Below are 21,222 nucleotides of genomic sequence, written 5' to 3' on the forward strand. Positions count from 1 at the left end.
CACTATCCTCTCAGGAATATCAGGATCTGCCAGACGGTGCTGAGACGACGCTTACTGCGAGAACTTAACCGATGGTTCAGAGATCACTACGGCGTCCCGGTCAGGGTCATACGCTGGGAGCCCCAAACACAGCGCGTTATATACCTGCGCGAAGGGTATCAGCACGAGTGTTTCAGCCCACTTGAACAGTTCAAACGAAAATTCAGGGAAATAGAGGGGTCTTATGAGCCTGTTAATGCCATCAAGGCCGATAGTCATCAATCCTGACCTTGCGTACAGCATTGGCCTGAATGAAGCCATTGCGCTGCAGCAGGTTAATTACTGGCTGCAGGAAACTAACTCAGGGCTGGAGCGTGACGGCGTACGCTGGATCTACAACACAACAGAGCAATGGCTGGAACAATTCCCGTTCTGGTCTGAGTCCACTCTGAAGCGCACCTTCACCCGGCTGAAGAACCTGGGCGTGCTTAAAGTTGAGCAGCTTAACAAGTCGCAGCGTGACATGACGAACTACTACACGATCAACTACGAGAGCGAGCTTTTAGATGAGGTCAAAGTGATCAAATCGAAGAAGTCAAAATGCGCCGTTCCATCAGTTCAAAATGACACGATGGAAGAGGTCAAGGTGAAACGCTCCACTAGGTCAAAACGAACCGCTGTCATCAGGTCAAATTGGCACGATGATCTTACAGAGAATACAACAGAGAGTACTACAGAGATTACAGGTAAAGACTCTTGTCCGGTTGCGCTGCAACCAGACCATACCGATCCGGCTGCACTCGTTCTGGATCATTTTAATCGAGTAACTAATTCGACCTATGGCAAGGGGGGACGAACCAAAACGACGCTGGGTTATATCCGGGGACGGCTGGCCGAAGATTACAGCCCTGAAGACCTGATGCTGGTGGTTGACTACCTGAACGAGAAATGGGCTCAGGATCCGAAGATGAGCGACTACCTGCGGCCCAAAACGCTGTTTGCTCCCGAGAACTGCGTCGAGTATTTCGACAAGGCCAAAAAATGGGAAGCAGCCGGGCGCCCAGCCTGGACTGGCGGAAAGTGGGTTAAACAAGACACGGCGTTCAAGTCCAGTTATTCCGACGTGGATTATTCAGTGCCAGCGGGGTTCCGTTCATGAGCAAGCCATTTCTGAAATGGGCTGGTGGAAAGTATACCCAGCTGGCTGACCTGTTCGTGCATATCCCGGCAGGGAAACGCCTGATAGAGCCATTCGTTGGTGGTGGGGCGGTATTCCTGAACAGCGATAAGCACGCAGATTACCTGCTGGCGGACGTTAACCCGGACCTGATTAATCTGTATCAGATGTTAGCGGTGGTGCCGGATGAAGTGGAATTAAAGGCCCGCTGGATGTTTGAGCACATGCGGTCACCAGATGGCTATGAGCTGATCCGTTCCGAGTTCAACGCTCAGACGCTGGATGCTACTGAACGCGCAGCTGCATTCCTGTATCTCAACCGGCATTGCTTCAATGGCCTGATGCGCTACAACCAGGCGAACAAGTTCAATGTGGGCTGGGGAGGCTACAAGGCGCCGTATTACCCGATGGATGAGATGAAAGCCTTCGCGGCTATGGCGCATAACTGCGTCTTCATGACCGCTGATTACCGTCGGACAATCAGCCTGGCCGGGAAAGGGGATGTGGTTTACTGCGATCCGCCTTACGAACCGATGCCGGGAACAACCGGATTCACCGCCTATGCTGCTGGTGGTTTTAGCTGGGAGAACCAGGTAGACCTGGCGAAGCAATGTGTATCTGCCTTTCACCGTGGGGCTCGGGTAGTGATTTCTAACTCATCTGCACCGAAGGTTCTCGACCTGTACCGGGAGCATGGTTTTAACCTGCAATTCATCAAAGCGCGCCGTTCGATCTCCTGCAAAAGCAGTACGCGGGAAGTCGCAAAAGACGTTGTAGCGATCCTTTAAGGGGGCTAAATGAAACTGACTTTACCATTTCCACCGAGCGTAAATAGTTACTGGCGCGCCCCGAGCAAGGGACCGCTGAAAGGCAGGCATCTGGTAAGCGAGACAGGGCGCAAGTTCCAGCAGGCAGCGAGAGCGTCGATTATTGAGCAACTGCGGGCCGTTCCCCGGCCATCCTCTGATCTGGCTGAGGTTCACATAGTGTTGTATCCGCCGGATCAGCGCCGTCGGGATATCGATAACTACAACAAAGCGCTGTTCGATGCCCTGACTCTAACAGGCGTCTGGGAAGACGACAGTCAGGTTAAGCGCATGCTGGTGGAGTGGGGGAACATCGTGAAGAAAGGGAAAGTAGAAATCACCATCCGTCGTTTTCGTGCAACTGCCTGACGTGGAGATGATATGAGAGCACTACTAACCCCTGAGATTGCCCCCCGTATGGGCGTTGTTCTTCTTCGCCCAGGCGCTGATCTCATGCCGATGTTCAGGAGAGGGCGGGTACTGATTGAGCCTGCACCGGAAAAATACAGTGACTACGCAACCGGCGCTATCCCTCCCGCCACGCAGCCACTGGCAGAAGACCCGGTTTTGAAACCAGTATTCGAAAACAAAGACGTCATTCTGCGCGCGGGTGGTATCAGCTCGCTGGAAGCCGAGCTGGAGCGGCGGTTTGAATGCCAGTATCCGCACGGCTCGTGGCACAGCGAAAATTTTACGCTGTTACGGCATGAGCCTGGCAGCATCCGCCTTTGCTGGGCCTGCGATAACCTGCTGCGTGATCAGTACACAGAGACGCTGGCAGGCATTGCGCGTGAGAACCTGGTATCCTGGCTGATAACGGTCATCCGCTCACAGCTGGGGTTCAACGAAGACCATCAACTGACGATCCCCGAGTTGTGCTGGTGGCTGGTAATAAACAATCTGGCGCACGTCATTCCTGAATCGCTGGCCCGGAAAGCCCTGCGATTGCCGGAAATAAAGCATCAACCAGTGATGAAGGAGAGCGATATTGTGCCGGAGCCAGCGGCGAGCGAAGTGGTGCAGAAAAAAATTCTCGGTCTTCGCGTAGATCCTGAAACGCCGGAATCATTCATGCTGCGCCCAAAGCGCCGCCGCTGGGTAAACGAGAGCTGGACGCGCTGGGTTAAGTCTCAGTCGTGTGTCTGCTGTAACAAACAAGCAGATGATCCCCATCACCTGATAGGCCACGGACAAGGTGGAATGGGAACAAAAGCGCATGACCTGTTTGTGTTGCCGCTTTGCAGAGCGCATCACGACGAGTTGCACGCCGACACCGTGGCATTTGAGGAGAAACACGGCTCACAGCTGGAGCTGCTGTTTCGATTTCTGGATCGTTCGCTGGCAATTGGCGTGCTGGCTTAATTTAGTGGAGATGAGTTAATGCGTGATATTTCTTTGATACTGGAACGGTGGGGTGCTTGGGCTGCAATGGATAGTAGTGGTGTTGATTATTCGCATATCGCTGCAGGGTTCAAAGGACTACTCCCTCAAACTGGCAAAACACGGCTATGTTGTACCGACGATGATGCACTTATCATCGAAGGCTGTATGGCAAAGCTCCGCGGTAAGAAGCCCTACGAGCACAGTTTGCTTGTAGCCCATTATCTATTCGGTATATCAAAGCGTAAGTTAGCTAAGTCTCTAAAAAAAGACGAAAAAGTGATTCGCATTGAGATACAGATGGCCGAGGGCTTTGTTGATGGATGTTTAGCGATGCTAGATTTGCGTTTGGATATGGATATTGAAGTGAAATCTTGAAGCCAAGCCCGATTACTCGGGCTTATCTTCTACGTCTTTAACATACAAAATCACAGCGGATTTAATATCACCGTCTACGTGTTTTGCGTTAATGCTCAAATGCACAGGTTTTCGTTCCCACTCAGCGCGCTGTAGGGCTTCTTTGTTTCCTGACTCATCAAGGAAAATATCCTGTACAACGCAGGTTAGCCTTTGGTCAGAATCAACTCTGCGAACCTTAACCTTAAAGCTTTCAGGATCAGTGTTATTGACTTCCTCAATCCGGTATACACCGTCTATCCTGATTTCTACCGAACGGCGGCGGGCGTTTGTAACCAACTCTTTTGCAGTCTCTGAATCGATAGTTACGCCGTCAATTTCTGCAGTGTCAGAACGTACGAAAGACTTGACCATGGTTGTCTTTGCGTCATAAGACATACGATCCATGTTGTCCAGAAGAGGTTTTTGGGCAACCATTTCAGAGATTATCTGAAGGCGCTTCGTTTCTTCTTGGGTCATAACCTGCATTGCACGCAGGTGCTCCTTGTCGCCTTCTTTAGCGATCTCAGCGAGGCGAGTATCTTTACGGTTATCTAAAAAGCGTTTAAAGACGGTTACCCCGCCCCATATGACGGCAGCACCGAGAACTGTAAATACGATCTCTGTGGCGTTCATTTTTCCTACCAGTTCATGCGTAAGTTTGCTCAGGAACCCATCAATGTTTATCTCAACAAGTGACGACCCTTGCTCTACTGTAACTTCAATTTCTAGGGCATCAAGCTCTTCTTTTGTCAGCCTGCGAACATCTGGAGTGCCGTACTTTGCTAGTGCGTAAGATTTGTTGATTTGCGATTGCATCTCAACAAAACCCTTCATCACAGAGGGGGTAAGTGATTTGTTGAATTTATCACCTGTTAGCCTGATAGTTAGGCTAGGCCATCCATTGAAACTAATTTTTTCAGGTATGCCTTCTCCGCTCAGGTAACGCTCTAGTAATTCAAAAGCTTGTTGTTCAGACGCTACATCATACTGGATATCATCCAAAGATAGTCCCTCATTCTAAGCCCTGCGATAACTAAGTAGTTAGGCAAGAACTGCCTTCTTATTTTGCTGTGCGTAGGAAAAATAAAACAAAACCCGTCAAAAATCACTAACGCGGTCCGCATTTTCTCGTTTACTGTGTTAAGAATGGTCACTTAGGCACACTGCTTAATCATCGAAACCCTGCCACCAAGCGGGGTTTTTTGCTTTCCGGCGATACGGCAGGGGTATTCGTGAGATGCATTGCATCAGTACCCCTGTCACATCGTCGTAAAGCGACAACCACAATACCTAAGCCTCGGTACTAGCCGAGGCTTTTTTATTTGCACTCCGGTCAGGGCTCTTGGGTAGAGACGTGCTGCACGACACGTTAAAGCCCTCCGCGCAGAGCCATGAACCAGATTGCTGGTTTAGCTCAGTAATAAGAAAATTGCATGTCATCATTTGCTTACATCTTATTGACCAGAAAATTAACATGTTGTTAATCTATTCGTATGGTGAATCCCCCTATGCGGAGGGGCGACCAGTCACTTACAGTGATCTGTAAATGCAGCGCGGGCCATGTCGACTGGGACATGCTCACCGGGAGGCACCCGGCACCATAATGCAATGCTACTAAGCTATTTGGTAGTGGGGTTGCCGTTTCGGCATCTCCAGCTATGTTTAAAAGGTAGTAGCGGAAAACGAGCTCTCTCCTGGTAAATCGGTAGCTCGGACTATTAGGTGCGTCTCGATCCGGTACAGAATCAGAACTATCTACCTTTCTGCCCGCCCGTTAGAGCGGGCTTTTTTTTTGCCTGATTAAGACATTTCAACTAACCAAAACATTTAAGGGCTGCGCTATTGCGTGGCCTTTTTCATTTCAGGCTCACGGGAACCATCATCGATACGGCTCGTTGTTAAATCAGCCCGATGGGCCTGACCCTTTTCAAACACACAGCACCCCGTTAACCCGGAGGTGAACCTATGGCAAAGCATATGCAAGACAAAGAAAGCATGGCCGGACTCACCTGGCTGGCTCTGCTGATCATTGCTGGTTGGGGCGGCCTTGTCCGATTCCTGATGGATGTGAAGCAGGGCAAAGCAAAATGGAGCTGGATAAATGCTTTTGCGCAGATTGTGGTTTCGGCTTTTACCGGGGTTATTGGTGGGCTCATCAGCATTGAAGGTGGCCTGAGTATTTACATGATACTGGCCACTGCCGGTATCAGTGGTGCTATGGGTTCCGTAGCGCTCACGTATTTCTGGGAACGAATCACCGGAGTGAAAGCACAATGACAGCAGAACAGACTATCGAGGGGATCCTCGGCAAAGAGGGTGGTTATGTCGATCATCCGTCGGATAAAGGCGGGCCGACCCGCTGGGGCATCACGCAGACCACAGCTCGAGCACATGGTTACATCGGTGATATGAGAAACCTGCCCAGGGAAACAGCAAAGCAAATTCTGCTGAGCGATTACTGGACCGGCCCCCGGTTCGACCAGGTAGCGAGTTTGTCTACGTTACTGGCGGATGAGCTTTGCGACACTGGCGTGAACATGGGTCCCAGCGTCGCCAGTAAGTTTTTCCAGCGCTGGCTCACTGCTCTGAACATGCGCGGGAAGCTTTATCCCGATCTTATCCCGGATGGAGCCATTGGCCCCCGAACCATCACCGCGCTTAAGGGATATCTTTCCGCCCGCGGGAAAGAGGGTGAACAGGTTCTGTTGCGTGCGCTGAACTGCAGCCAGGGTGCCAGATATCTCGAACTGGCGGAGGGCCGTGAAGCCAACGAGGATTTTCTCTATGGCTGGGTTAAGGAGCGTGTCCTGTGAAGATGATCATTTTCGCTTTGCTCGTGCTGGTGGCTGTGCTCGTTCTGTTACTTCTGCGCAAATATACCCGGCTGGAGTTCGTAGGCCATGCCAGCCTGCTGCTGAAAACGTGGTCTGTAAAGCTGGGCACTATCGGCGCGCTGATTGGCATGTGGGCTCAGTCGTTCCCGGATGCTGCGCTGCACGCCTGGGCGGTGCTGCCGCCGGATATCAAAAACATCCTGCCGCCAAACATCGTTGCGTTGATTAGCCCTGCGCTGGTGGTGCTGGCCGTGCTATCGCAATACGTGCGCCAGCCAGCATTGAAAGATAAGGCCGACAAACTGAAGGAGCCGTAGCAATGAGCTTTGAAATTATCGCGGGGCTTGTGGTTGTCATCCTGGGTGCTATCGCTGGTGCGTTCGGCATCGGCCATGCACGCGGAACAAGCAAGGCAGAAGCCAAAGCCGAGCAGCAGCATACCGAAGAGAAAGCCGCCGCCACCGTCGCCGCAGCAGAACGTAAGGCAGAAGTCACGAAGGAGGCAAGCGATGTACAGCAAACCGTTAGCCATATGCCTGATGACGATGTTGATCGGGAGCTGCGCGAAAAGTTTACCCGCCCCGGTAGTCGTTGATACGGCCTGCAGCTGGGTGCGGATCATCTACCTGACCGACCACGACATCGACGTGCTGGATAAGCAGACCAAGCGCGACATCCTGGCGCATAACAAAGCTTGGCAAGCGAACTGCCAGAAACCAACAGCCGTCACCATTCCAAAATGATAAGCATGACAACTGGCATTCAATTATTGCCTATGATGATGCTCTTTGATTTAGTTGCTGATATAATCCCCCTAAATGATTTCAGGAGGGTTCTGCGTTGTCCGCGATAAACCACATAAAAAACCCGTTAACGATTATCGGTATTTTTGCGGGGATAGTAGAGGTCTCTGCAAACCTCGTATTACCTTTTCTTAATGATTCCCAACAAAGTACATATCTTTGGTTTTTAATGTTTTTCCCGGCAGGGCTTGTAATAGTGTTTTTTTTGACGCTGAATTTTAATCATGTTGCACTTTATGCTCCAAGCGATTATAGCAACGATAAAGGATTCATGCAGGCCAATGGTAAAATGATCGGTAATGATGTCAAGGATACTGATGCAACGCAAGGCTTTGAATTAACATGAATAAATTTATTTCAAGCACTTTTAATAATACTGTCGTCGAACTGGATGGCAACCATTTCGAAAAGTGCGTTTTTGAAAATTGCGAAATTGTATATAAAGGATTGCAGCCTTTTAATTTAATTAATTGTAATTTTATTGCATGTAAATGGAAATTGGAAGGTGCAGCGTCAAACACAATTAACTTTTTAAAGGTTATGTATAAAGATATGGGTGAGTTTGGAAAGAAAATGGTAGAAGCCACTTTCGAAAACATAAAAAAATAGTTTCATCCATTTACTTTCAGTTTATGAGATACAGCCCTGCAATCGCGGGGCTTTTTTATGCGCATCGCTCGCGCACATCAAAGAAAGTCTTTCAGCTGTGAGCTTGGGCAAACCGTTAACTTTCGGCGGCTCTGCCGTGCGACAGGCCCACGTCTAAAAGGAAAATGCATATGAGAATAACCGCTCTGGATGATGATCCTGGAAGGAAGGTAAATCCTGGAATGGAGCAATACGCTGTCTTTCTTTATGGCGTAGAAGTTAAGCATGTCTTCACAGCTGATAGCGATAAAGGCGAAGTGATTGCCGCAGTGCTTGATAGCCAGGGTGACCTCACTGCCGAGAATGGCGAGGTTAAGCGCGAGACCCTTTTTAGTCATGTGAGAATCGAGCGATGCCCGCGCTGATACCCCGCGCTTGCCGCAAGCGTGGATGCCCTGGCACCACCACTGACCGCTCAGGATATTGCGAGAAGCATCGCAATGAGGGATGGCAGCAGTATCAACAGGGAAAGAGTCGGCACGAGCGTGGCTACGGTAGTCAGTGGGATATCAGGCGTGCACGTATCCTGAAACGCGACAACCATTTATGCCAGAACTGCCTTCGCAGCGGGCGAGCTGTCGCAGCAAAGACGGTTGACCACATCAAGGCCAAGGCTCATGGGGGTACCGATGACGATTCGAACCTCGAAAGCTTGTGCTGGCCCTGCCATCGAACGAAAACCGGGCGCGAACGCATCAAATGATATCGATTCTCATTTGAGGCGAGGCAGGGCGGGGGGCGGGGTCAAATCCCTGACGGCAAAGGCCCAAAGGACCGCCGCCTAGCCTTTTTTCACACCGCCGCAGGTTAGAAACTTTTTTTTGGGGTCCCCCATCCGATGATTAATAGGAGTTTTCGATTATGTCTGGACCGCCGAAAACCCCGACACATCTACGTTTGGTGAGGGGTAACCCATCTAAGCGAGCGATCAACAAAAACGAACCAGAGCCACCCAAAGGGGTACCCCCAACACCGAAGCATTTCGACAAGCAGGGGAAGTACTGGTTTAAGAGGATGGCTGAGGAACTGGACGCTATCGGCGTTATGTCCCAGCTTGACGCTCGGGCGCTGGAATTGCTCGTTGAAGCCTATACAGAATACCGCCATCACTGTGAAACCCTTGATCGTGAGGGATATACCTACGCGGTTTACAGCGAGGATGATCCTGATGAAGGGAAAGAACGTGAAATCAGAATGATTAAGCCGCACCCGGCGGCAATGATGAAAGCGGATGCTTGGAAACGTATGCGTGCAATGTTGGGCGAGTTCGGCATGACCCCTTCAAGCCGGTCGAAAGTCAACAGAGAAACGACACCTGACGATGACCTGATCAGCAAATTCCTTAATTCGAGAGACTAATGGCTAAAGTTGCAGATGGCATACGCTACGCTGAGCGCGTCGTGGCGGGGAATATCATTGCCTGCGAATTTGTTCGCCTCGCTTGCCAGCGCTTCCTTGATGATCTGAAATTCGGCGAGGAACGTGGCGTTTACTTCAGCGAACCGCGTGCGCAGCATATTCTTAATTTTTACAAGTTTGTGCCTCACGTTAAAGGCGCTCTTGCTGGTCAGCCGATTGAATTAATGGACTGGCATATTTTCATTCTGATAAACATCTTCGGTTTTGTTATTCCGCTGGTGAATGAAGAAACAGGCGAAATAGTGCTTCGTAATGATGGCAGCGGAAGGCCGGTAATGGTTCGCCGCTTCCGGACAGCCTATAACGAAGTGGCGCGTAAAAACGCCAAATCAACCTTGTCTTCAGGCGTTGGCCTGTATATGACGGGCGCTGATAGCGAGGGTGGTGCAGAGGTCTATTCCGCAGCAACGACGAGAGACCAGGCGCGGATCGTGTTTGAAGATGCAAAAAACATGGTCAAAAAGGCAAAGCCAACGCTCGGGAAGTTGTTTGAGTTTAATAAACTGGCAATTTATCAGGAGCAAACAGCCTCCAAATTTGAACCGCTATCCTCTGATGCAAACAACCTTGACGGCCTGAATATTCATTGCGCCATTATCGACGAACTGCATGCGCATAAAACGCGTGATGTGTGGGACGTTCTGGAGACTGCAACGGGGGCACGCCTGCAATCTTTGCTGTTTGGCATCACCACAGCCGGTTTCAACAAGGAGGGTATTTGTTACGAACAGCGTGATTACGCCATCAAAGTATTACGTGGCTACAACAGTGACGTAGAAGGTGCGGTAAAGGATGACACCTATTTTGCCATTATCTTTACCCTCGATAATGATGATGATCCGTTTGATGAAACGGTATGGCAGAAGGCAAATCCCGGACTGGGTATCTGTAAGCGCTGGGATGACCTTCGACGCCTGGCTAAGAAAGCGAAAGAGCAGGTTTCCGCAAGGGTTAACTTTTTCACTAAACACATGAATATCTGGGTAACGGCTGAGTCTGCCTGGATGGACATGATGAAATGGGAGAAATGCGAGTATATAGCTCCCCGGCATGAGCTTAAAACCTACCCCATGTGGGCTGGCGTTGACCTGGCTCATAAAATTGATATTTGCGCAGCTGTAAAGCTCTGGCGTGCTGATAACGGACACGCCCATGCTGACTTTAAATTCTGGCTACCTGAAGGACGGCTGGAAAAATGTTCTGCGCAGATGGCGCAGATGTATCGGAAATGGGCCGAGCTAGGAAAACTTGAGCTTACCGATGGTGACGTTATCGATCATGCCCAGATTAAAGCGGATTTTCTGGAATGGATTAACGGCGAGAACCTGAAAGAAACTGGATTCGACCCGTGGAGCGCAACGCAGTTCAGCCTGGCGCTGGCAGAAGAAGGCATACCGCTGGTGGAGGTCCCTCAAACCGTCAGAAACTTTTCTGAATCCATGAAAGAGGTTGAATCGCTGGTCTACGGGGGGCGTTTTCATCACAGCAATCACCCGGTAATGAACTGGATGATGTCAAACGTCACGGTTAAGCCGGATAAAAACGACAACATTTTCCCTAACAAATCCACGCCTGAAGCCAAAATTGATGGTCCCGCTGCGCTATTTACCGCAATGAGTCGAATGCTGGTTAATGGCGGGGAACCTGAGGCAAGCCTTTCTGATCACCTGGAAAGTTACGGCGTCCGTTCACTTTAAAGAGGCACTTATGATCCTGATGATTCTTGCCCCGCTGATCGGGGTGATCGGTGCTGCTTTGTTTTCATATGGCGCATGGCTGGTATTCCCGCCCGCAGGATTTATTACTGCTGGTGTTCTGTGTCTGTTCTGGTCATGGGCTGTATCGAAATATTTGTCCGCGCCACGTAATGTTCAAAACGAAGGCGGTGATTGATGTTCTTTCCCGGATTGTTTCAAAAATCTAATACTCCGGTGACCACATCTGCAGAGTTAGCGGAAGCCGTAGGAATGACTTACGACACCTACACTGGAAAGCGCGTCAGCAGCCAGAAAGCGATGCGTCTCACAGCGGTGTTTGGTTGCATAAGGGTGCTGGCTGAGTCAATGGGAATGCTTCCCTGCAACCTGTACAAGGTCACTGGCAACAGTAAGCAAAAAGCGACATCTGAAAGGCTGCACAAATTACTGACGATGAAGCCAAACGACTATATGACCCCTCAGGAGTTCTGGGAGTTGGTCATTGTCTGTCTTTGCCTGCGCGGTAATTTTTACGCTTATAAGGTTAAAGCCCTAGGGGAAGTGGTTGAACTCCTGCCTATTGATCCCGGTTGTGTAGACCCGAAGCTAAACAGCCAATGGCAACCAGTGTATCAGGTCACTTTTCCTGATGGTTCGACGGATGTGCTGGGGCAGGATGATATCTGGCACGTCAGGACGCTGACATTTGACGGGCTGGTGGGCCTGAACCCAATCGCATACGCAAGGGAAGCCATTTCCCTGGGTATGGCGACTGAAGAACACGGCGCCCGATTGTTCTCAAACGGCGCTGTCACTTCCGGAGTCCTTCGTACTGAGCAAACGCTGACTGATGCAGCTTATGACAGGTTGAAGAAGGATTTTGAGGATCGCCACCTCGGGCTCAGCAATGCGCATCGTCCAATGATTCTCGAAATGGGCCTTGACTGGAAGTCGATGGCGCTCAATGCCGAAGACAGTCAGTTTCTTGAAACCAGAAAATTCCAGCTGGAGGAAATTTGCCGACTATTCAGGGTTCCGATGCATATGGTGCAGAATACCGATCGCGCTACCTTCAGTAATATCGAAAACCTTGGCATTGGGTTTATCAATTATTCCCTCGTCCCATATATGACCCGCATCGAACAGCGAATTAACGTAGGTTTGGTGAAAGAGTCGAAACAGGGCACCTACTATGCAAAATTTAATGCAGGCGCTTTGCTGCGTGGGGATATGAAATCAAGATTTGAATCGTATTCAACTGGTATTAACTGGGGTATTTACTCACCAAATGACTGCCGTGAACTGGAAGATATGAACCCACGCTCTGGCGGGGACGTTTATCTGACGCCGATGAATATGACGACCAAGCCGTCTGACAGCAATAAGAGCAAAACAACCGAGGAACAACATGATGCCGATGACTAAACAGCGGCTGGATATTCCGCTGAAGCTAAAGTCTGTCAGCGACAGCGGGGAATTTGAAGGCTATGGCTCTGTGTTTGGCGTTAAGGACAGTTACGACGATGTAGTTGTTCCCGGCGCTTTCAGTAAATCGCTTCAGTCATGGCGGGAGAAAAACGCGCTGCCAGCTATGCTCTGGCAGCATCAGATGGATGAACCTATCGGTGTTTATACCGAAATGAAAGAGGATGACGTCGGCTTATATGTCAAAGGCCGGTTACTCATTGATGATGATCCTCTTTCAAAGCGAGCGCATGCCCACATGAAGGCCGGTTCTTTAACCGGCCTTTCTATTGGTTACATGCTCAAAGACTGGGAATACGACCGTGAGAAAGGCGTGTTTCTCCTCAAGGAAATCGACCTTTGGGAGGTCAGCCCCGTAACGTTTCCGTCGAATGACGAGGCGCGGGTCAGCGATGTTAAAAGCGCGTTTGCCCGTGGCGAAACACCATCCCAGAAAAGTATTGAACGGGTCCTGCGCGATGTTGGGCTCTCCCGCACCCAGGCCAAAGCATTCATGGCCGGGGGCTATGGCAACCTCTCTCAGCGTGACGCTGATGGTGTGGATGCCGCACTGGATGCACTGAAAAACATCAAATTTTAATCAGGAGTTGAATTATGGCAGTCGAAATTAAAGACGTTGAGCAGGTCGCGCAGGATTTGCAGCAAAAATTCGATGATTTTAAAGCGAAAAATGATAAGCGCATTGACGCTATCGAAGCTGAAAAAGGCAAGCTGGCCGGAGAAGTTGAAACACTTAACGGCAAGCTGACCGAGCTGGATCAGCTTAAAACCGCGCTGGAGGATGAGCTTAAACAGGTTAAACGTCCAGCTGGTGGCACTCAAAGCAAGGCCGCAACCGAGCACAAAACCGCTTTCATCGACTTTATGCGCAAGGGGAAGGATGACGGATTGCGTGATCTGGAGCGTAAAGCCCTGCAGGTTGGCGTGGATGAAGACGGCGGATATGCTGTCCCGGAAGAGCTGGACCGCACCATTCTTAATCTTCTGAAAGATGAAGTAGTGATGCGCCAGGAGGCCACAACTATCACAGTTGGCGGTGCCAACTATAAAAAGCTGGTTAACCTTGGCGGCACCGCTTCCGGCTGGGTCGGTGAAACCGATCCCCGTCCGGCTACTGATGCGTCTAAACTCGGTCAGATTGAACCGTTCATGGGTGAAATCTACGGAAACCCTCAGGCAACACAAACGATGCTGGATGATGCCTTCTTCAATGTAGAGGACTGGATCAACAGCGAACTGGCGGTTGAGTTCTCCGAACAGGAAGAAATCGCTTTTACCAGCGGCAACGGTACGAAAAAACCGAAAGGCTTCCTGGCCTACGCCTCCACTCTGGAGGACGATAAAACCCGTGCCTTTGGCACGCTGCAGCACATTCTTTCCGGTGCGGCGGCTGGTGTGACTGCCGATGCGATTATCAAACTGGTCTACACCCTGCGCAAGGTACACCGCAACGGTGCTAAGTTCATGATGAACAACAACAGCTTGTTTACCGTTCGAATCCTGAAGGACTCTGAGGGTAACTATCTCTGGCGTCCGGGCCTTGAGCTGGGCCAACCCTCCTCTCTGGCAGGTTATGGTGTTGCTGAGAATGAGCAAATGCCTGATATCGCAGCAGATGCGAAAGCCATTGCGTTCGGTAACTTTAAACGTGGCTATACCATCGTTGATCGCATTGGTACCCGCATCCTCCGCGACCCGTACACCAACAAACCATTCGTTGGTTTCTACACCACCAAACGTACCGGCGGAATGCTGGCCGATTCTCAGGCCATCAAACTGCTGCAGATCGGTGCTGGCGCATAATCTGATGGGGCTTCGGCCCCATTCTTATGGAGGTCATTATGCTGCTGAAAAAAGACCTGAAATGGTCACCTGATGGCATTCAGATCATAAGCATTCCCGCCGGTGAATATGAGGCTGGATCACTTCCTGAGCGCGCTCTTGAGGTTGCTGCTCAAATGGGGATTCTTGACGGCACTGAACAACTGGAAACTGAAACATCTGTTAAGCCTAAAGTCGGTAATAAGCGGGGTGAAAGCAAATGAAGCCCTCTGTAAATGAGCTTCGTTACCAGTGCCGTATCGATAGCGATGACGATACAGAGGATGTGATGTTAACTCTCTACCTCAATGCCTCTTTGAAGCACGCTGAAAAAATCACAAATTGCCGTCTTTATGATAACGCTGTTCCAGACGACGACCCTGACGGGTTGGTAATCGAGGACGATATCAAACTGGCCCTGATGCTGCTGGTTTCGCACTGGTATGAAAACCGGGAGCCTGTTAGTAGCGACAGCGTTAACTCTATTCCGTTCGGTGTTGATGCAATTCTGAAACAGCATCGAAAAATTCCTGGGACTTGAGGTTGCAAATGGCCTGTGAAGGGTGCCGCCGTCGGCGTGAATGGTTAAAAAAGTGGACGAAAATAGCCTATGAACGAGCAACTGGTAAACGCGCTGATAGCAGCGCTGAGAGAACAAACAGCAGCACAGCGAGAGCAGACGGAAGCGATAAACCGCCTGGCTGAGTCTAACGTCGCCCTGTCCGATGTGATTATCCAGTCGCTTGCCGGCGATCTCGATGAGGCACCAGCCCAGCAAACCTATCTGAGCGGGAAACCCAGGGGATGATATGCAGGCCGGAAAATTGCGTCACAGGATCACCCTGCAGGAGCCGGTAAAAGAACAGAACCCGACAACGGGAGCCGTGATTAATACCTGGCGCGATGTCGCAACCCTTTGGGCCGAAGTCGCTCCTTTATCCGCACGTGAGTTTATCGCCGCCCAGGCCTCTCAGGGCGAGGTTAGCACCCGGATAACGATTCGTTACCGTGAAGGCGTCACCCGCAAACATCGGATCCTGTTTCGTGGCCGCATCTACAACATTGAGGGCGTTTTACCTGACCCCCGGAGTGGCAGGGAATACCTGACACTGCCATGTTCAGAGGGGGCTAACGATGGCTGATGGCGTAGAAGTAAACCTGACTGGCCTCGATTCCGTCCTGGGGAAGCTGGATGCCGTCTCACAGGTCACTCGCGATAAATCTGGTCGTGCAGCGCTGCGTAAAGCGGCAAACGTCATCAGGGACAGAGCGCGCAATAATGCCGCGAGGGTTGATGACCCTCTCACCAAAGAGGCTATCTACAAAAACATTGTGGTCAGTTTCAGCAGCAAGGCATTTCGCAGAACCGGCGATCCAACGTTTCGTGTCGGGGTGATGGGCGGAGCCAGGCAATACGCCAATACAAAGGCCAACGTCCGAAAAGGCAGGGCGGGTAAAAGTTTTAACACTGCCGGAGATAAAGGTAATCCCGGCGGGGATACCTGGTACTGGCGATTCCTTGAATTCGGCACAGAACATGCTGCAGCGAGGCCAATAATTAGGCCTGCACTGAATGGGGTCGATACCGATGTGATTAACGTTTTTGCTTTGGAGCTGGAAAAGTCCATCGATCGCGCTGTTCGTCGAGCGGCTAAAAAAGGAACTCCGGTATGATTGCTCCAATATTTGCAGTTTGCGCAGCCAGCCAGGCAGTCAAGGATTTGTTAGGTTCTAATCCCGTGCGGCTTTATCCGTTCGGTATGCAGGACGATAATATCGTTTACCCCTATGCAGCCTGGCAAAACATAGGTGGCAACCCTGAAAATTATCTAAACCAGCGGCCAGATGCAGATCATTATTCTCTGCAGGTTGATGTCTATGGTGATACTGACACCGACGTGATCGCCGTTGCCCGTGCTTTACGCGACGCAATTGAGGGCAAGGCCTATATCACCCGATGGGGTGAACAAAGCCGTGATCCTGAAACAATGCGATACCGCTATTCCTTCGATGTTGACTGGATAACGCCCAGATAACCAACAACCCCAAACTGACCCGCCTTGTGCGGGTTTTTCTTTTATGGAGACAAAACATGTCTGTATTAACGCAAGGCACGCAATTTTTTGTGCTCAAGTCTGGCGTGGTCAGCGAGGTTGAATGCATCACCAGTTTCAACCCCGGCGGCAACCCTGCCGATCAGATTGAAGATACCTGTCTGAGTGAGCGGGATTCCAGAACCTACAAAAAGGGGCTTAAAACGCCTGCGGCCGCAACCGTCGGGCTTAACGCTGATCCGACGAACGCCAGCCACATTATGTTGCATGGCCTCGCTGAAGCGAATGACCAGACGCCGTTAACTTTTGCGGTTGGCTGGTCAGATGGAACCAGTGTCCCGACAGCCGCCGCTTCTGGCGCTGAGGATGCTGTTGATGGCCTGGTACTGCCATCGGATCGCACCTGGTTCATTTTCCAGGGTTACGTTTCCGATTTCCCGTTTGATTTCCAGGGTAACGCTGTTGTGACGACCTCAGCCACGATCCAGCGGTCTGGCTCTTCCGTATGGGTGCCGAAGGCCGCAGCGTAATTAATATGCCCGGTTATCCGGGCTTTTCTATTCAGGAGCTGAAATGCAACTTACTCTCGATACGTTAAAAGAAACCGGTGCTTTTACCGGGCGTCCCGTGGAAAAAGAAATTAAGTGGAAAGGCCGTGACGGGAAAGAGCATATCGCAACCGTCTATGTGCGCCCGATGGGCTACCACACCACTAAAGCTGAACTGCTGGCGTACAACGGGAAATCGGACCCGATTGCTGAGCGCATTGCGGCGCATATTTGCGATCAGGACGGCGCCCCAGTGTTTACCGCGGCTGACATTCTTGGAACTGCTACCCCAGATCGTGGGGCGCTGGACGGTCCGATCGTTATGGCCCTCCTGGCTGCAATTCATGATGTAAACGAACTGGGAAAGACTACGAGCTAACCGGCGAGGATGAATTCTGGTGCGAACTGGTGATGAACGGCATCGGCGGCCGCACCATCGCAGAGGCTCAGGAGCGGATGAGTCGCAGGGAATTTCTGGTTTGGCTCAAGTACCGTGAGAAGTACGGACCGCTCAATATCATGATGCGTACCGAGTGGGGGGCTTCGCTGGTGGCGTCTGTCCTGGCTAACATCAATAAGGCAAAGAACACGCCGCCGTTCAAGGTAAGTGACTTTGCACCGCACATCAACGAAGCGCCATTATCTCTGGAAGAAGCTATGAAAAGTTGGCGTTGATATCATTTATTTGGTTATATACTCTCTGGGATGATTATATTTATACCGAGGGAATTATGATAAAGAAAACAGCTGTTGTTTTTACTATAATGCTTTTAGGTGGCTGCGTTAGTGCGCCAGATAAGGCTGAGCTAAGCCGCGCCGATTATGGGAAGTTACCTGATAATTATCAGGAAATAATTAAAGATAGTATGTCGGCGCGCCTTAAGGACCCTTATTCTGCACGATATTATTTCAATGAACCTTTCAAAGGTTGGTGCAAGTCAGGATTTACAACTTATTACGGATGGTTAGTTCCTTTTACTCTTAACGCTAAAAACAGTTATGGCGGTTATGTAGGTAATAAGTCATACCTTTATCTGGTGAATAAAAATAATGCTATTGACTATACGGCCTCCTTCCAGGTGGGAGGGTGCGGAAAAAGTTAGATTTAGTAAATTAAAATGAACCTCGCTCCGGCGGGGTTTTTTATTGCCCGGAGAAAATTAAATGGCTGGCAAGTCCCTTGGTACTTTAACAATTGATCTAATAGCAAAGGTCGGCGGATTTGTTCAAGGAATGGATAAAGCTGAAAGGGCATCCCAAAAATGGCGTGACCAGGTAAAAAAAGACGCCAAGGAAATAAGCACCTCAATTATTGCTATTGGAGCAGCTGCGGCAACTGCCGCCGTCGGGATTGGCGCTGCTGGGCTGGCAATTGTAAAAAATACAGCGCAGCAAGTGACCGAGGCAGATCGCTGGGCTAAGTCATTAAAAATGTCCACCCAGGACTTGTTATCCTGGCAATACGCAGCTGAACAGGCAGGTTTAACCGGCGATAACATAGCCGATATTTTCAAAGACATTAATGATAAAGTCGGCGATGCGGTCCTGAACAAATCAGGTGAGGCCGCGCAGGCTTTGGACACGCTCGGGCTTTCAGCTCAGAAGCTGGCCCAGCAATCCCCTGATAAACAGTTGCTGGCTATTAGTTCGGCATTACAGAAAATACCCACTCAGGCTGGGAAAACCAACATCCTTGAAAGCTTAGGGAATGACCTGTCAAAAATGCTGCCGTTGTTTGACAACAACAACGAAAAGCTAAAACAGTTTCTTCAGTTATCAAAGGATTTTGGCGTAGCTCCGCCGCAGGAAGATATTGATAACTTAGTTAAAGTTAATCAATTTTTTCAGGATATAGAGACAAGCGCCCGTGGCTTAAAAATGGAAATTGCGTCTGGCCTGGCAAAAGTAGATTTATCACCTCTACAGGACGGGCTTGATAGTATCCATGATGTTTTCACTGACCCTGCTATCCTACAGGGCCTGTCCGACCTGGTAGGAGAAGCGATCAGTTTAGCCGGTGTTGTAGGTCGTATTGCTGGTGGGCTTGGAGCTATTGCCTCTTACACCCGCTCTAGGGTCGGTGCGGTATCAGGGAACTATGATTCAGCTGACGAAAAAGATATTGAGCAGCGCATCGAGTTCCTCAATAAAAGAGGGAATCAAAGTAAAGAACAAAAAGATGAGTTAGATTTTTTAAATAAACGCCTTCAGTTCCTTCGAGCCATCAAATCCAGTTTAACCCCAGAGGAAGTAGAGAAAGGAGCTAATGGGTTAACTTCTCTTCTCTCTGATATGGGAATACAACCACCAAAAGGTGACGATTACAAACTGGGGAAAGGGGAATCAAATCAGAAGGTAACTACAAAAAGCAACCCAACTGAAAATGCTTTTAAAAGCCGCCTTCTTGATTTACAAAAACAAGCTGCTCTCATTGAAACTACTGGCAAAAAAACTGCAGAAGTTACAGAGCTTGAAAAAGTAAATTTTGATATAACAAGTGGTAACCTAAAGAAATTATCAGAAGCGCAAAAAAACCAACTTCGAGATGCGGCTAAGTTCCTAGACTCCAAGAAGGAAGAGTTACGCCTTAATCAGGAAAACGCGAAAGTAGCTGAGTACGTATCAGGCCTTGAAAGACAGAATAAATTAATTAAGCAGGGATATGATAGTGAATTTATTGGGCGTTATTCTGGCGATCGAGAGCGTAGCCGGATGCAAGAGCGCAACAGTATTCAGCAGGAGTATGAGGGGAATCGCGAGGATTTATTAAAGCAATACCAATCCGGAGATATTTCTAAAAGTCTTTATGACGCTGAAACTGAAGCTTTGCAGGATGCACTGAATAAGAGGCTAGAAATTCAAAATGATTATTATAAACAACAGGATGAATTACAGAATGATTACAGTGCTGGGTTAATTTCTGGTTTTGCTACGCAGGCTACTGCTGCGATGGATTTGTACTCCACAATGCAGCAGGTTGGGGCGCAAACATTCAGCAGCATGACCGACATGATTATAGCTTGGGCGGAAACTGGAAAGTTGAACGCTCAAGATTTTGCAGCGACCTTTATACAGTCTGTAGGTGCGGCAATGCTGCAATATGCCGCTGCTCAGGTAGCAATGGCGGCACTTAATGCCTTCACGCAATGGATAGGTGTTCCTTACGTAGGCCCGGCGGTGGCTCCGGCTCAAGCAATTGCAGCAGCTGCAGCAGCTGGCGTGTTCATGACTGCTATCGGATCGGCGCTTCATGGACAGGCTCACGACGGTATCGACTCTGTACCCGAAACAGGAACCTGGCTCCTGCAGAAAGGTGAGCGCGTTACGACTGCTAAAACCAGCGCCAAACTTGATGCCACTCTGGACCGAGTAGCAAACCAGTCAACAGGGGGGGCAACCTATGCGCCGAGTATGAGTTTCTATGTCAACGGCGATCCCTCTGATGCTCAAATCGCCATGATGAAGAAAGCTGCATCCGATGGGGCTCAGATGGGGTATCAAAAAGCGGTTCAGTCTATTGCTACCGGGCAGGGTGATTTACATAGAGCTCTGATGGGGAAAACTACCTCGGGGAGGAAAATTAGCTGATGGCAATTTCAACTAATCTCAATTACCCGAAGGATTATCTCCCTTGCCCATTGAAGGAGAACTTTGGTCTTAAAGCGACTTCTCCGCTAAAAAGTACAGCGATGGTTACCGGCAGGCGGCGACAAAGGCGAGCTTATACTTCGGTTCCTACTCAAACGCCAGTTTCATGGATCTTTACTGATGGTCAGGCACAGCTTTTCGAAGCCTGGTACCGCGACATCATTACCGATGGGGCTGACTGGTTCAACATGCCGCTGCTTACCCCTTTAGGTGCGCAAGATTATGTCTGTAGGTTTGTCGATATATACGAGGGACCGACACCAGAGGGCGGTAAATACTGGCGATATAGTGCAACGCTGGAATTATGGGAGCGTCCAATCCTTCCGCCTGGCTGGGCCGAGTTCCCTGACATCATTGTGAACAGCGATATTCTTGATCTTGCAGTTAACAGGGAGTGGCCAAAGGCTTGATTAAAACCGTTTCACCTTCATAATAACCTGTGTCGATTTGTGGGAAAGTCCTTCATGCCGCTCCGTAGCCGGAGCGTGAAATAAAGTGAGGAATAGCGATCCTGCCGGTGAGGG

At 49.9% G+C, this 21,222-nt stretch carries 34 protein-coding genes; 33 read left to right on the forward strand and 1 reads right to left on the reverse strand.

The features are described 5' to 3' along the window. The first annotated feature begins 54 nt into the window (after positions 1 to 54). From ABLU50_RS24540 to ABLU50_RS24565, 6 genes are read left to right on the forward strand one after another with little or no spacing between them, the layout of a single operon-like run. Entirely contained in the window at positions 55 to 267 is a 213-nt protein-coding gene (locus ABLU50_RS24540; protein WP_071557781.1) for a DUF4222 domain-containing protein, read from the forward strand. Further along, entirely contained in the window at positions 224 to 1,138 is a 915-nt protein-coding gene (locus ABLU50_RS24545; protein ID WP_087638371.1) for a conserved phage C-terminal domain-containing protein, read from the forward strand. The genes ABLU50_RS24540 and ABLU50_RS24545 overlap by 44 nt, the downstream gene beginning before the upstream one ends. Then, a complete protein-coding gene (locus ABLU50_RS24550) occupies positions 1,135 to 1,944 on the forward strand; it encodes a Dam family site-specific DNA-(adenine-N6)-methyltransferase (protein ID WP_064081157.1) in 810 nt (269 codons plus the stop codon). Before ABLU50_RS24545 ends, ABLU50_RS24550 begins: the two co-directional genes overlap by 4 nt. 9 nt (positions 1,945 to 1,953) lie before the next feature. Beyond that, on the forward strand, positions 1,954 to 2,331 hold the full coding sequence (locus ABLU50_RS24555) for a RusA family crossover junction endodeoxyribonuclease (protein WP_348864947.1): 378 nt from the start codon (positions 1,954 to 1,956) through the stop codon (positions 2,329 to 2,331). A 12-nt stretch (positions 2,332 to 2,343) separates the two neighbouring features. After that, positions 2,344 to 3,324, forward strand: a complete 981-nt coding sequence (locus ABLU50_RS24560; protein WP_324176365.1) for a DUF968 domain-containing protein — start codon at positions 2,344 to 2,346, stop codon at positions 3,322 to 3,324. 18 nt (positions 3,325 to 3,342) lie between these two features. Further along, positions 3,343 to 3,720, forward strand: a complete 378-nt coding sequence (locus ABLU50_RS24565; RefSeq protein ID WP_023284966.1) for an antiterminator Q family protein — start codon at positions 3,343 to 3,345, stop codon at positions 3,718 to 3,720. Positions 3,721 to 3,732: 12 nt separating this feature from the next. On the opposite strand, the gene ABLU50_RS24570 is transcribed toward ABLU50_RS24565, so the two are convergent. Further along, positions 3,733 to 4,743: a hypothetical protein gene (locus tag ABLU50_RS24570; RefSeq protein ID WP_023284967.1), complete on the reverse strand. Its 1,011-nt coding sequence runs from the start codon at positions 4,741 to 4,743 to the stop codon at positions 3,733 to 3,735. 975 nt (positions 4,744 to 5,718) lie between these two features. On the opposite strand from ABLU50_RS24570, the gene ABLU50_RS24575 reads away from it, so the two are divergent. The 27 genes from ABLU50_RS24575 to ABLU50_RS24705 all read left to right on the forward strand — a co-directional run bounded on the left by ABLU50_RS24575 (position 5,719) and on the right by ABLU50_RS24705 (position 21,108). Further along, positions 5,719 to 6,018 carry a phage holin family protein gene (locus tag ABLU50_RS24575; protein ID WP_123235734.1) on the forward strand — a complete coding sequence of 100 codons (300 nt, stop codon included), beginning with the start codon at positions 5,719 to 5,721 and terminating at the stop codon, positions 6,016 to 6,018. Then, on the forward strand, positions 6,015 to 6,554 hold the full coding sequence (locus ABLU50_RS24580) for a putative peptidoglycan-binding domain-containing protein (RefSeq protein WP_087832145.1): 540 nt from the start codon (positions 6,015 to 6,017) through the stop codon (positions 6,552 to 6,554). The genes ABLU50_RS24575 and ABLU50_RS24580 overlap by 4 nt, the downstream gene beginning before the upstream one ends. After that, positions 6,551 to 6,892, forward strand: coding sequence for a hypothetical protein (locus ABLU50_RS24585; RefSeq protein ID WP_064164637.1), 342 nt, complete (start codon positions 6,551 to 6,553; stop codon positions 6,890 to 6,892). The genes ABLU50_RS24580 and ABLU50_RS24585 overlap by 4 nt, the downstream gene beginning before the upstream one ends. Positions 6,893 to 6,894: 2 nt before the next feature. Then, positions 6,895 to 7,170 carry a hypothetical protein gene (locus ABLU50_RS24590; protein WP_064164635.1) on the forward strand — a complete coding sequence of 92 codons (276 nt, stop codon included), beginning with the start codon at positions 6,895 to 6,897 and terminating at the stop codon, positions 7,168 to 7,170. Next, positions 7,121 to 7,318 (forward strand): hypothetical protein, encoded by a 198-nt coding sequence (locus ABLU50_RS24595; RefSeq protein ID WP_046659665.1) that lies wholly within the window; start codon positions 7,121 to 7,123, stop codon positions 7,316 to 7,318. Before ABLU50_RS24590 ends, ABLU50_RS24595 begins: the two co-directional genes overlap by 50 nt. A gap of 97 nt (positions 7,319 to 7,415) precedes the next feature. Next, positions 7,416 to 7,724, forward strand: a complete 309-nt coding sequence (locus tag ABLU50_RS24600) for a hypothetical protein (RefSeq protein WP_024623185.1) — start codon at positions 7,416 to 7,418, stop codon at positions 7,722 to 7,724. Continuing rightward, positions 7,721 to 7,987, forward strand: coding sequence for a hypothetical protein (locus tag ABLU50_RS24605; RefSeq protein ID WP_046659662.1), 267 nt, complete (start codon positions 7,721 to 7,723; stop codon positions 7,985 to 7,987). The genes ABLU50_RS24600 and ABLU50_RS24605 overlap by 4 nt, the downstream gene beginning before the upstream one ends. A gap of 170 nt (positions 7,988 to 8,157) precedes the next feature. Then, on the forward strand, positions 8,158 to 8,391 hold the full coding sequence (locus ABLU50_RS24610) for a hypothetical protein (RefSeq protein ID WP_032439285.1): 234 nt from the start codon (positions 8,158 to 8,160) through the stop codon (positions 8,389 to 8,391). Next, complete coding sequence (locus tag ABLU50_RS24615) at positions 8,379 to 8,729, forward strand: HNH endonuclease signature motif containing protein (RefSeq protein ID WP_074446783.1); 351 nt, start codon at positions 8,379 to 8,381, stop codon at positions 8,727 to 8,729. The genes ABLU50_RS24610 and ABLU50_RS24615 overlap by 13 nt, the downstream gene beginning before the upstream one ends. Positions 8,730 to 8,887: 158 nt before the next feature. Next, the gene (locus ABLU50_RS24620) at positions 8,888 to 9,385 is read left to right on the forward strand and encodes a phage terminase small subunit P27 family (protein WP_032750791.1); all 498 of its coding nucleotides are present in this window, start codon (positions 8,888 to 8,890) and stop codon (positions 9,383 to 9,385) included. Further along, positions 9,385 to 11,142 carry a terminase TerL endonuclease subunit gene (locus ABLU50_RS24625; protein ID WP_048335121.1) on the forward strand — a complete coding sequence of 586 codons (1,758 nt, stop codon included), beginning with the start codon at positions 9,385 to 9,387 and terminating at the stop codon, positions 11,140 to 11,142. Before ABLU50_RS24620 ends, ABLU50_RS24625 begins: the two co-directional genes overlap by 1 nt. A gap of 10 nt (positions 11,143 to 11,152) precedes the next feature. Beyond that, positions 11,153 to 11,338 carry a hypothetical protein gene (locus tag ABLU50_RS24630; protein WP_032408651.1) on the forward strand — a complete coding sequence of 62 codons (186 nt, stop codon included), beginning with the start codon at positions 11,153 to 11,155 and terminating at the stop codon, positions 11,336 to 11,338. Beyond that, positions 11,338 to 12,567 carry a phage portal protein gene (locus ABLU50_RS24635; protein WP_087832146.1) on the forward strand — a complete coding sequence of 410 codons (1,230 nt, stop codon included), beginning with the start codon at positions 11,338 to 11,340 and terminating at the stop codon, positions 12,565 to 12,567. Before ABLU50_RS24630 ends, ABLU50_RS24635 begins: the two co-directional genes overlap by 1 nt. After that, positions 12,554 to 13,207 (forward strand): HK97 family phage prohead protease, encoded by a 654-nt coding sequence (locus ABLU50_RS24640; RefSeq protein ID WP_004884313.1) that lies wholly within the window; start codon positions 12,554 to 12,556, stop codon positions 13,205 to 13,207. The genes ABLU50_RS24635 and ABLU50_RS24640 overlap by 14 nt, the downstream gene beginning before the upstream one ends. A gap of 14 nt (positions 13,208 to 13,221) precedes the next feature. Then, positions 13,222 to 14,430 carry a phage major capsid protein gene (locus tag ABLU50_RS24645; protein ID WP_071068275.1) on the forward strand — a complete coding sequence of 403 codons (1,209 nt, stop codon included), beginning with the start codon at positions 13,222 to 13,224 and terminating at the stop codon, positions 14,428 to 14,430. Positions 14,431 to 14,468: 38 nt separating this feature from the next. Further along, positions 14,469 to 14,672 carry a hypothetical protein gene (locus ABLU50_RS24650; RefSeq protein WP_176391507.1) on the forward strand — a complete coding sequence of 68 codons (204 nt, stop codon included), beginning with the start codon at positions 14,469 to 14,471 and terminating at the stop codon, positions 14,670 to 14,672. Next, complete coding sequence (locus ABLU50_RS24655) at positions 14,669 to 14,989, forward strand: head-tail connector protein (RefSeq protein WP_040186339.1); 321 nt, start codon at positions 14,669 to 14,671, stop codon at positions 14,987 to 14,989. Before ABLU50_RS24650 ends, ABLU50_RS24655 begins: the two co-directional genes overlap by 4 nt. A 69-nt stretch (positions 14,990 to 15,058) precedes the next feature. Next, positions 15,059 to 15,256 carry a hypothetical protein gene (locus tag ABLU50_RS24660; protein WP_071068277.1) on the forward strand — a complete coding sequence of 66 codons (198 nt, stop codon included), beginning with the start codon at positions 15,059 to 15,061 and terminating at the stop codon, positions 15,254 to 15,256. Between the two features lies 1 nt (position 15,257). Beyond that, positions 15,258 to 15,590: a phage head closure protein gene (locus ABLU50_RS24665; protein ID WP_065810198.1), complete on the forward strand. Its 333-nt coding sequence runs from the start codon at positions 15,258 to 15,260 to the stop codon at positions 15,588 to 15,590. Further along, positions 15,583 to 16,122 (forward strand): HK97-gp10 family putative phage morphogenesis protein, encoded by a 540-nt coding sequence (locus ABLU50_RS24670; protein ID WP_040174775.1) that lies wholly within the window; start codon positions 15,583 to 15,585, stop codon positions 16,120 to 16,122. The genes ABLU50_RS24665 and ABLU50_RS24670 overlap by 8 nt, the downstream gene beginning before the upstream one ends. After that, positions 16,119 to 16,484 carry a DUF3168 domain-containing protein gene (locus ABLU50_RS24675; RefSeq protein ID WP_086076158.1) on the forward strand — a complete coding sequence of 122 codons (366 nt, stop codon included), beginning with the start codon at positions 16,119 to 16,121 and terminating at the stop codon, positions 16,482 to 16,484. Before ABLU50_RS24670 ends, ABLU50_RS24675 begins: the two co-directional genes overlap by 4 nt. A gap of 56 nt (positions 16,485 to 16,540) precedes the next feature. After that, positions 16,541 to 17,032: a phage tail tube protein gene (locus tag ABLU50_RS24680; RefSeq protein ID WP_004104226.1), complete on the forward strand. Its 492-nt coding sequence runs from the start codon at positions 16,541 to 16,543 to the stop codon at positions 17,030 to 17,032. A 43-nt stretch (positions 17,033 to 17,075) separates the two neighbouring features. Further along, on the forward strand, positions 17,076 to 17,429 hold the full coding sequence (locus tag ABLU50_RS24685) for a phage tail assembly chaperone family protein, TAC (protein WP_001177591.1): 354 nt from the start codon (positions 17,076 to 17,078) through the stop codon (positions 17,427 to 17,429). A gap of 32 nt (positions 17,430 to 17,461) precedes the next feature. Beyond that, entirely contained in the window at positions 17,462 to 17,725 is a 264-nt protein-coding gene (locus tag ABLU50_RS24690; RefSeq protein WP_032717793.1) for a hypothetical protein, read from the forward strand. Between the two features lie 56 nt (positions 17,726 to 17,781). After that, positions 17,782 to 18,153: a hypothetical protein gene (locus ABLU50_RS24695; protein ID WP_254912350.1), complete on the forward strand. Its 372-nt coding sequence runs from the start codon at positions 17,782 to 17,784 to the stop codon at positions 18,151 to 18,153. Positions 18,154 to 18,214: 61 nt separating this feature from the next. Further along, positions 18,215 to 20,638 carry a phage tail tape measure protein gene (locus ABLU50_RS24700; protein WP_087832148.1) on the forward strand — a complete coding sequence of 808 codons (2,424 nt, stop codon included), beginning with the start codon at positions 18,215 to 18,217 and terminating at the stop codon, positions 20,636 to 20,638. Continuing rightward, positions 20,638 to 21,108, forward strand: coding sequence for a hypothetical protein (locus tag ABLU50_RS24705; RefSeq protein ID WP_087832149.1), 471 nt, complete (start codon positions 20,638 to 20,640; stop codon positions 21,106 to 21,108). Before ABLU50_RS24700 ends, ABLU50_RS24705 begins: the two co-directional genes overlap by 1 nt. Positions 21,109 to 21,222: the final 114 nt, after the last annotated feature.

Origin of the sequence: Klebsiella sp. GG_Kp173, from assembly GCF_040062415.1 — a bacterium.
GTDB classification, from domain to species: Bacteria; Pseudomonadota; Gammaproteobacteria; order Enterobacterales; family Enterobacteriaceae; genus Klebsiella; species Klebsiella quasipneumoniae.